General features: G+C 60.5%; 11 protein-coding genes. 4 read left to right on the top strand and 7 right to left on the bottom strand.

Features of this window, described 5'->3' with window-relative positions:
* Positions 1–5: 5 nt before the first annotated feature.
* Both msrQ and msrP read right to left on the bottom strand, forming a co-directional pair.
* Entirely contained in the window at positions 6–668 is a 663-nt protein-coding gene (msrQ, locus tag PMI11_RS02355; RefSeq protein WP_007812907.1) for a protein-methionine-sulfoxide reductase heme-binding subunit MsrQ, read from the bottom strand.
* Positions 668–1615 (bottom strand): protein-methionine-sulfoxide reductase catalytic subunit MsrP, encoded by a 948-nt coding sequence (gene msrP, locus PMI11_RS02360; RefSeq protein ID WP_007812909.1) that lies wholly within the window; start codon positions 1613–1615, stop codon positions 668–670. Before msrP ends, msrQ begins: the two co-directional genes overlap by 1 nt.
* A 321-nt stretch (positions 1616–1936) precedes the next feature.
* Between msrP and ilvD the strand changes: the two genes are divergently transcribed.
* Positions 1937–3775 (top strand): dihydroxy-acid dehydratase, encoded by a 1839-nt coding sequence (ilvD, locus tag PMI11_RS02365; RefSeq protein ID WP_007812910.1) that lies wholly within the window; start codon positions 1937–1939, stop codon positions 3773–3775.
* Positions 3776–3833: 58 nt separating this feature from the next.
* On the opposite strand, the gene PMI11_RS02370 is transcribed toward ilvD, so the two are convergent.
* Positions 3834–4238, bottom strand: a complete 405-nt coding sequence (locus PMI11_RS02370; protein WP_007812912.1) for a GFA family protein — start codon at positions 4236–4238, stop codon at positions 3834–3836.
* A 75-nt stretch (positions 4239–4313) separates the two neighbouring features.
* On the opposite strand from PMI11_RS02370, the gene PMI11_RS02375 reads away from it, so the two are divergent.
* The gene (locus tag PMI11_RS02375) at positions 4314–4775 is read left to right on the top strand and encodes a MarR family winged helix-turn-helix transcriptional regulator (protein ID WP_157179583.1); all 462 of its coding nucleotides are present in this window, start codon (positions 4314–4316) and stop codon (positions 4773–4775) included.
* A gap of 4 nt (positions 4776–4779) precedes the next feature.
* On the opposite strand, the gene PMI11_RS02380 is transcribed toward PMI11_RS02375, so the two are convergent.
* Complete coding sequence (locus tag PMI11_RS02380) at positions 4780–5130, bottom strand: lysozyme inhibitor LprI family protein (protein ID WP_007812919.1); 351 nt, start codon at positions 5128–5130, stop codon at positions 4780–4782.
* Between the two features lie 278 nt (positions 5131–5408).
* On the opposite strand from PMI11_RS02380, the gene PMI11_RS02385 reads away from it, so the two are divergent.
* Together PMI11_RS02385 and PMI11_RS02390 are read left to right on the top strand one after the other, a co-directional pair.
* Positions 5409–6809, top strand: coding sequence for a DegQ family serine endoprotease (locus PMI11_RS02385; RefSeq protein WP_007812920.1), 1401 nt, complete (start codon positions 5409–5411; stop codon positions 6807–6809).
* Positions 6806–8122 carry a replication-associated recombination protein A gene (locus PMI11_RS02390; protein ID WP_007812923.1) on the top strand — a complete coding sequence of 439 codons (1317 nt, stop codon included), beginning with the start codon at positions 6806–6808 and terminating at the stop codon, positions 8120–8122. The genes PMI11_RS02385 and PMI11_RS02390 overlap by 4 nt, the downstream gene beginning before the upstream one ends.
* 17 nt (positions 8123–8139) lie before the next feature.
* Here the strand turns inward: PMI11_RS02390 and PMI11_RS02395 are convergent, their stop codons facing one another.
* The 3 genes from PMI11_RS02395 to PMI11_RS02405 all read right to left on the bottom strand — a co-directional run bounded on the left by PMI11_RS02395 (position 8140) and on the right by PMI11_RS02405 (position 9039).
* Positions 8140–8442: a DUF1883 domain-containing protein gene (locus PMI11_RS02395; RefSeq protein ID WP_007812925.1), complete on the bottom strand. Its 303-nt coding sequence runs from the start codon at positions 8440–8442 to the stop codon at positions 8140–8142.
* 124 nt (positions 8443–8566) lie between these two features.
* Positions 8567–8830, bottom strand: coding sequence for a hypothetical protein (locus PMI11_RS02400; protein WP_007812926.1), 264 nt, complete (start codon positions 8828–8830; stop codon positions 8567–8569).
* 23 nt (positions 8831–8853) lie between these two features.
* A complete protein-coding gene (locus tag PMI11_RS02405) occupies positions 8854–9039 on the bottom strand; it encodes a hypothetical protein (protein ID WP_007812929.1) in 186 nt (61 codons plus the stop codon).
* Between the last annotated feature and the right edge of the window lie 117 nt (positions 9040–9156).

Here is a 9156-nt window from a genome sequence, read left to right on the forward strand (position 1 = left end):
CGGCTTTACGAAGCCGATGAAGCCACGGCGCGGCCGCCACGTTCTCGTCCTTGCCCCTTCTTCCGGCTCCGCCCGATCGGCTTGTAGGAGCGATAGAGGATCAGCGCGATGATCAGGCCGACATAGACATACTGTTCGAGATCGAGGATCTTCGTGGACAGTGCAAAATGCAGCGCGGCACAGGCACCGATGATGTAGATGAGGCGATGCAGCCAGATCCAGTTCTTGCCGAGCCGGCGGATCGAGAAATTATTGGACGTGACTGCGAGCGGTACCAGCATCGCCAGTGCGCCCATGCCGAACATGATGAAGGGGCGCTTCACCACATCGTTGATGACGGCCGCGATATCAAGCGCCTGATCGAGCACCATGTAGACGGTGAAATGCATCAATGCGTAGTAGAAGGTCAGAAGGCCGAGCGCGCGGCGATAACGCAGATAGTTCCAGCCGAGGAGATCGCGGGCAGGGGTAACGGCAAGCGTCAGGATCAGGAAACGGATGGTCCAGATGCCCAGGAAAAGCTCGAAGGTTTTCACGGGATCGGCGCCGAGTTGATCCGTCGCGCCGAGATAGAAATACCAGGCGGCGGGCACGAGCCCGACGACATAGAGCAGCCATACGGACGCCGGCTGCCAGCGCTTCGGAATGGCGAGCGAAAACGCCGTCATCAGAAATTGACCCTCAGATCCATGCCGTCATAAAGGCTGGCAACTTGGTCGGCATAGCCGTTGAAGGGCAGGGTGGGGTGGCGGTTGGCACCGAAGAAACCGCTTTCGCCGATGCGCCGCTCGGTCGCCTGGCTCCAGCGCGGATGGTCGACTGCCGGATTGACGTTGGCATAGAAGCCGTATTCCTGCGGGTTTGTCACCTGCCAGGTATTCTTGGGCTGCTGATCGGTGAGCGTGATGCGCACGATCGACTTGATGCCTTTGAAACCATACTTCCATGGCACGACGAGGCGCACCGGCGCGCCATTCTGATTGGGCAGCGTTTTGCCATAGAGCCCGACGGCGAGCAGCGTCAGCGGGTGGCGTGCCTCGTCCATGCGCAAGCCCTCGACATAGGGCCAGTTCAGCGACTGGAAGATGCCGGCCTGGCCGGGCATCTCCTCGGGGCGCACGACGGTCTCGAAGGCGACATATTTGGCGCTGCCCAGCGGCTCTACCTTGTCTAAAAGTGAAGCAAGCGGAAAGCCGTTCCACGGAATGACCATCGACCAGGCTTCCACGCAGCGCATGCGATAGACGCGTTCCTCGATCGGGAGCTCCTTCATCAGTGCCTCGATATCGAAGGTGCCGGGCTTGTTGACCATGCCGTCGACCTTGATCGTCCAGGGCAGCGGCTTGAACTTGCCGGAAAGTGCTGCGGGATCACCTTTGTCGAGCCCGAATTCGTAGAAATTATTGTAGGTGGTCACGTCCTTGAGCGGCGTCAGCTTCTCATCGACCGTGTACTTGCTCTTGACGGTCGTAAGCGCCGCCGCACTCGCCTTGCCGGCGCCGTAGAGGGCGATCGCGCCAAACGTCGCAGCGCCGAGAAATTCCCGGCGCTTCAGGTAAATCTCGCGCGGCGTAATTTCCGAGGAGCGGATTTTGGGCGGACGATAGGCTGGCATATCGAATTCCTCCTGGGCGGGGCGGCCCGTGTGAATCTTTAGACGCAGATAGCGCGCTTTGGATCAGTGTGTATGCCTTGAATCTTAGGGACGAAAAGCCAATTTTTTGTGTTCGTCCGTGATGGAATAGACCGTAACAAAAGTGCCCTAGTATCCGTATATGCCTGATGGTGCCGCCCGTACCGCTTTGGGCATTCCCGGTAGTGACAGCTTGGGCCGATTGGATTAGGACAATTCCAAAAAGCAGCGACTGCCCGGCCTTCGCAAATCCTTTGCCGCCCCGCATCGCCAGACAATTCCTGGATATTGAGGAAGACACCGATGCCAGCTTATCGTTCCAGAACCACGACCCACGGCCGCAACATGGCGGGCGCGCGCGGCCTTTGGCGCGCCACGGGCATGAAGGATTCGGATTTCGGCAAGCCGATCATCGCTGTGGTGAACTCCTTCACGCAGTTTGTCCCTGGGCACGTCCATCTCAAGGATCTCGGCCAGCTCGTCGCCCGTGAAATCGAAGCGGCCGGTGGCGTTGCCAAGGAGTTCAACACGATCGCCGTCGATGACGGTATCGCCATGGGTCACGACGGCATGCTCTATTCGCTGCCCTCGCGTGAGCTGATCGCCGACAGCGTCGAATACATGGTCAATGCCCACTGCGCCGACGCCATGGTCTGCATCTCCAATTGCGACAAGATCACCCCCGGCATGCTGATGGCCTCGCTGCGCCTCAACATACCCACGGTCTTCGTATCCGGCGGCCCGATGGAGGCCGGCAAGGTCGTCCTGCATGGCAAGACCCATGCGCTCGACCTCGTCGATGCTATGGTCGCTGCTGCCGACGACAAGATCTCCGATGAAGACGTCAAGATCATCGAGCGTTCGGCCTGTCCGACCTGCGGTTCATGCTCCGGCATGTTTACCGCAAACTCCATGAACTGCCTGACGGAAGCGCTCGGCCTCTCGCTGCCCGGCAACGGTTCGACGCTTGCAACGCACGCCGACCGCAAGCGCCTCTTCGTTGAGGCCGGCCACCTGATCGTCGATCTTGCTCGCCGTTATTACGAGCAGGAGGATGAGAAGACCCTGCCGCGCGTGATTGCCTCGAAGCAGGCTTTCGAGAATGCCATGGCCCTCGATATCGCCATGGGCGGCTCCACCAACACCGTTCTGCACATTCTGGCGGCTGCGCACGAGGGCGAGGTGGATTTCACCATGGCCGACATCGACGCGCTGTCGCGCCGCGTTCCCTGCCTTTCCAAGGTTGCGCCGGCCAAGTCCGACGTTCACATGGAAGACGTTCATCGCGCTGGCGGCATCATGTCGATCCTGGGCGAGCTCGATAAGGGCGGCCTTCTCAACCGCGACTGCCCGACGGTTCATGCCGAAACGCTGGGTGACGCTATCGATCGTTGGGACATCACCCGCACCAACAGCGAGACCGTCCGCAAGTTCTATCGCGCGGCTCCCGGCGGCATCCCGACACAGGTCGCCTTCAGCCAGGAAGCTCGCTGGGACGAACTCGATACCGACCGCGTCGGCGGCGTCATTCGCTCGGTCGAGCATCCTTTCTCCAAGGATGGTGGCCTTGCAGTTCTCAAGGGCAATCTGGCGGTCGACGGCTGCATCGTGAAGACGGCCGGCGTCGATGAGTCCATCCTGAAATTCTCCGGACCGGCCAAGGTTTTCGAAAGCCAGGATGCCGCCGTCAAGGGCATTCTCGGCAACGAGGTTGTGGCCGGCGATGTCGTCGTCATCCGCTATGAAGGCCCGAAGGGCGGCCCAGGCATGCAGGAAATGCTCTATCCGACGAGCTACCTGAAGTCGAAGGGCCTCGGCAAGGCTTGCGCGCTGATCACCGACGGCCGCTTCTCCGGCGGCACTTCCGGTCTCTCGATCGGCCATGCTTCGCCGGAAGCTGCCAACGGTGGCGTCATCGGTCTCGTGCGCCAGGGCGACATGATCGACATCGATATTCCGAACCGTACGATCAGCCTGCGTGTCAGCGATGCGGAACTTGCTGCCCGCCGCGCCGAGCAGGACCAGAAGGGCTGGCATCCGGCCGAGCCGCGCAAGCGCAATGTTTCGACCGCGCTCAAGGCCTATGCGGCCTTTGCAACCAGCGCCGACCGCGGCGCCGTTCGCGATCTGAACGCGCGATAAGCCGACTTATTGGAGATTAGTTGGAGCCCCTGATTACAAATCAGGGGCTCTTTCATTTTCAGAGATGCCGCGTTTCGGCCGGCACGGTCCACCAGCTATTGTTTCTGCCGTCGAAATATTGCACTGGCGCTTCCGCAAGCTCTGCGGGATCGAGATCGTCCAGGCAGGCGAGATTGATCGAGACATAGGCGCCGCCGACCGCCTCGACATAACCGTCGCCATAGGCTGGCACCCCGCAATTAGCGCAGAAGCGGTGATGGCCGGAGAAGGTGCCGAACTGATAATCGCTGATGCCGGTCTCCTCGCATAGAAGGCGGAAATCCTCGGGCTTGATATTGGCGCCCCAGTAGCGGCGCTTCCAGCAGATCGAGCAATTGCACTTTCCGGTTCCGGCCTGAAGGTCGATATCGGCCTCGTAGCGGATCCGGCCGCAATGGCAGCTTCCGTGATAGGTCTTCTTCATGTGCTCCTCCTTGCGTGCTGTTGCAGTATATGACAACATATTGTCATTATTAACACATGACAATATGTTGTCAAGATGATGAGAAAACGTACGCCTGATGGCGATGCATTTGCTACCCTTTCCATTTCGGTGATCCGCCTTTCCGCCCACTTGCAGGCCGAAGGCGATGCGCTCGCCAAACCTGCAGGGCAGACCAGCGCGCGCTGGCAGGTGCTTGCTGCAGCCGACCACGCGCCGATGTCGGTTGCTGATGCAGCGCGTGCGCTCGGTCTTGCCCGCCAGGGCGTGCAGCGCATCGCCGATCTTCTGGAAGGAGAGGGGCTGATTACCTACCGCGCCAACCCGGTCCACCAGCGTGCCAAGCTGATGGAGCTGACCGGTGCGGGGAAGAGGGCGCTTGCCGATATCTCCGCCCGCCAGGCCGTCTGGGCAAACGAACATGGCGCTACCTATGGCGAGGAACGTCTGCGCCAGGCCGCAAGCCTCATCAACGAGATGATTGCCGATTTCCAGGGCGGCCGGGGAGATCAAGACTGAACCCTCAGAGGGGCCGATTGATGTTCTTGTAGGTCTCGCCGAGCTGCTTCAACCGTTCCTGATAGGCAGCACCAATGCAGGCAGCATCCGCGCTACAGGCCTGCCGCTTCTTCAGCCACGCGGTCTGCTCGTCCTGCAGCGTACCGCGCGCGCCCATGGCCAGCAGTCCCGACAGCAGCTCGAAGGTCGTCACCATCTTCACATCAGCGTCGTTGAGCGAGCGGTTCTCACAGATCACCTTCTCATCCGGCTGCAGCTCCTTTGCCTCGCAGTTGAAGCTCGCTGCCTGCGCGCCTTGTGGTGCAAACGTGAGAAGCGTGGCGCAGGCCGCGGCTAATAGGATAGTGGTCTTCATGGTCTCTCCTACTGCAAGGACACTCTGTTTCGGTCTCACGGCAAAGATGATGCAGGTCCGTTTTACGGCAAGGATCAAGCCCGTCCGCCTGGCTTCAAAGCATTGTCCCTGCATGGTGACTGTACCCTGCTTTTGAGCTTAGATATCAGTAACCTGCTTGATTTTCCTGATTCAAATTCCCAAATCCATGATGCCTCGATCTTCCATGCTTCCGCCCTCTTTCCTTTCTAGCGTCGGGCGCTACAACATTTTCTCGAGAGCATTTCAAAAGGATTCCCATGCAAGGCCTGTTCAAACACGCCTCCGTTTCTTTTCTGGCATTGACGCTTCTGCTTCCGGCAGCCGCCGAAGCACAAACCAAGACCGTGCCGGAAAGCCAGATGCAGATGCAGCTTTCCTTCGCGCCGCTGGTCAAGCAGACCTCGGGTGCCGTCGTGAATGTCTACGCCGAAAAGACTGTCCAGCGTCAGTCACCCTTTGCCGGTGACCCTTTCTTCGAACAGTTCTTCGGCCAGCAGATGCCGAACCGTTCCGAGAAGCAGTCTTCACTCGGCTCCGGTGTCATCGTCGAGGCGAACGGCACCGTGGTGACCAACAATCACGTCGTCGAGGGCGCCGATGATATCAAGGTGGCACTGTCAGACGGTCGCGAATTCCCCTGCAAGGTGGTCCTGCGTGACGACCGCGTCGATCTCGCAGTGCTGAAGATCGACAGCAAGGCTGATTTCCCGGCGCTGCCGATCGGCAATTCCGATGCGGTGGAAGTGGGCGATCTGGTGCTGGCGATCGGCAATCCCTTCGGCGTCGGTCAGACCGTCACCAGCGGCATCGTTTCGGCGCTTGCCCGCAATCAGGTGGTCAAGAACGAGTTCGGCTTCTTCATCCAGACGGATGCCTCGATCAATCCCGGCAATTCCGGCGGCGCGCTGATGAACATGAAGGGCGAACTGATCGGTATCAACACGGCGATCTTCTCGCGCGGTGGCGGGTCGAACGGTATCGGCTTTGCCATTCCTGCCAATCTCGTCAAGGTCTTCCTCGCCTCGGCCGATTCAGGCGTCAAATCCTTCGAGCGGCCCTATATCGGTGCGAGCTTCGATCCGGTGACCTCTGAGGTCGCCGATGCGCTCGGCCTCAACAAGGCGCGTGGTGCGCTGATCGCCAAGGTCACAGCGGATAGCCCGGCAGCCAAGGCCGGCCTCAAGGCGGGTGAGGTCATCACCGCCGTCGATGGCGTCTCCGTGGAACATCCGGATGCGCTTCTCTATCGATTGACGACTGCCGGCCTCGGCAAGTCCGTGAACCTGACGGTCATGGAGAACGGGCGCGAGCAGCAGATAACGCTTGCCCTTGCCCGCGCACCGGAAACCCAGCCTCGCGATCAGCGCACGATCGGCGGACACACACCCTTTACCGGTGCGGTCGTGGAAAACCTTTCGCCGCGTGTGGCCGATGAACTGAGGATGCCGCTCGATTCGACGGGTGTGGTTATCTCCGATGTCGAGAGTGGGTCTCCTGCTTCCCGGCTCGGCTTCGAGCCGAAGGATATCATCGTTTCCATCAATGGGGCCGAAGTGAAAACCAGCCGCGACCTGCAGGAGATCGCCGATTCCGATCCCAGCCTCTGGCGGGTCGAGATCGAACGCGATGGTCAGCACATCAGGCAGTTCTTCCGATGAGTGATGACCTCTTCGCGCCGCGTGTTCCGGAAGAGGTCGCCAGCCGGCGGCCGCTCGCCGATCGCCTGCGGCCGAAGACGCTTGGCGATGTCACCGGTCAGGAACATCTGACCGGTGAGGATGGCGTTCTGCGTCGGATGATCGAGAGCGGCTCTCTCGGCTCCATGATCTTCTGGGGGCCGCCAGGAACCGGTAAGACGACGGTCGCGCGGCTTCTGTCGGGCGAGGCGGGCTTGGCGTTCGAACAGATCTCGGCGATCTTCTCCGGCGTTGCCGATCTCAAGAAGGTGTTCGAGGCCGCCCGAATGCGCCGCATGGATGGCCGCCAGACGCTGCTCTTCGTCGACGAGATCCATCGCTTCAACCGCGCCCAGCAGGACAGCTTCCTGCCGGTCATGGAGGATGGCACAGTCATCCTCGTCGGCGCGACGACTGAAAACCCGTCCTTCGAGCTCAACGCCGCTCTTCTGTCGCGTGCCCGGGTGCTGACCTTCAAATCGCATGACGAAGAGAGCCTCGAGGAATTGCTGAAACGTGCCGAGACGGTCGAGGGCAGGCTACTGCCGCTGACCGAGGACGCACGCGCCAGCCTGATCCGCATGGCTGATGGCGACGGCCGCGCAGTGCTGACGCTGGCTGAGGAAGTCTGGCGCGCCGCCCGCGAGCGCGAGACTTTCGATATCGAGGGCCTGACGCGCATCGTCCAGCGCCGGGCGCCTGTCTACGACAAGGCGCAGGACGGCCACTACAATCTGATCTCGGCGCTTCACAAGTCGGTCCGCGGGTCCGATCCCGATGCCGCTCTCTACTACCTTGCCCGCATGTTCGATGCCGGTGAGGATCCGCTCTATCTCGGCCGGCGGCTGGTGCGCATGGCGGTGGAAGATATTGGCCTTGCCGATCCGCAGGCGCTGGTGATCTGCAACGCCGCCAAGGATGCCTATGACTATCTCGGTTCGCCAGAAGGCGAGCTGGCGTTCGCGCAAGCCTGCGTCTATCTCGCGACCGCTCCGAAATCCAATGCTGTCTATACCGCCTTCAAGGCGGCGACGATCGCTGCCAAGCAGAATGGCTCGCTTCTGCCGCCGAAGCATATCCTCAACGCGCCGACGAAGCTGATGAAGGGCGAGGGATATGGCGAAGGCTACCGCTACGACCACGACGAGCCGGATGCCTTCTCGGGCCAGGATTATTTTCCCGAAAAGATGGGTCGCCAGACTTTTTACGATCCACCGGAACGCGGTTTCGAACGCGAGATCCGCAAACGGCTGGACTGGTGGGCAAAACTTCGCAAGGAGCGCAATCCGCGCTGAGGTCGGGTACGCTGATCTCAGGCGCGCTTCTGTGCAGCCGGAGCGGTAATCAGCTTGACGGAGGAGTCCGCCAGCCCGTGATGGCCTTCCATGTCGACGACGACATGCCAGTGGCCGCTTTCGGGGATGGCGAGCCTGACCGGCGATTTGCGCGCGACACCGCCGATATATTTGAAATCGAGCACTTCAGTGAACCGCTGGAAGTTCGGAGCCGTCATCAGCCGCACGTTGTTCACGGCGCTCAGAGACACCTCGACGATCGTTCCGGCGCGCTGTTCCTTGATATCGTAGTGGGTGAAGCGGAAGTTCGGTTTCGGCATTGGTCTCGCGGCACAAATAGTCTCTGCATGCGGGACTCTATCAGGATGGCAGTTAAGGAAAAGTTGGAAATCCTGGGCCTGGTGCCGTTCCCGCTGTTTCAAAATGGCAGGAACGGCACAGTATTTAGTGGATATTGCCGGTGTTACGCGCAAGAGGTGCAAAATCGAGCACTATGCCCGTTGCGGCACGGCAGATCTCATCGGGATTGTGGTTGCATTCTTCCGCGGCGAAATGAAGGGCCGCGGCTTCATTGATGAAGAGACCGCCGACGAGCCCCTCGCGGTCCTGGACGATCCAGCCGCCGCCCTTGGTGCGGCCGACTGTGAAGCGGGCCGGACGGGCGGTGAGGGGAGCCGAAATCTGTCGGCGTTGCTGTGCATTTGCCATTGTCGTGATCCTCGATCCGGCGCTTATTGGGAAATCAGGTGGAAGCTCATCTGCACGAGCCCGGCAAAGGCCATGACGGCGCCGAGCCGCGGTGCAGCGGCGACCATGCCGGCAAACAGCGGGTGGGAAGGATCGGCCGCAGCCGCGTGGGCACTCTCGCCACGTTGCAGTGGGTCAGTCTTGGCAGGCGTATCAGTCAGGCGTGACATCGTTTGTCCTTTCGAAGTCTAACTCAACCGCCGTTTGATAGTCGCGGCGGTGTCACGCTCATCAAGATAGATGCCGGCGGATAGGGTTTCCATTTGGCGCCGGAAACGAAAATATTA

The sequence above is a fragment of the Rhizobium sp. CF142 genome, assembly GCF_000281145.1.
In the GTDB taxonomy this organism is placed as follows: Bacteria; Pseudomonadota; Alphaproteobacteria; order Rhizobiales; family Rhizobiaceae; genus Rhizobium.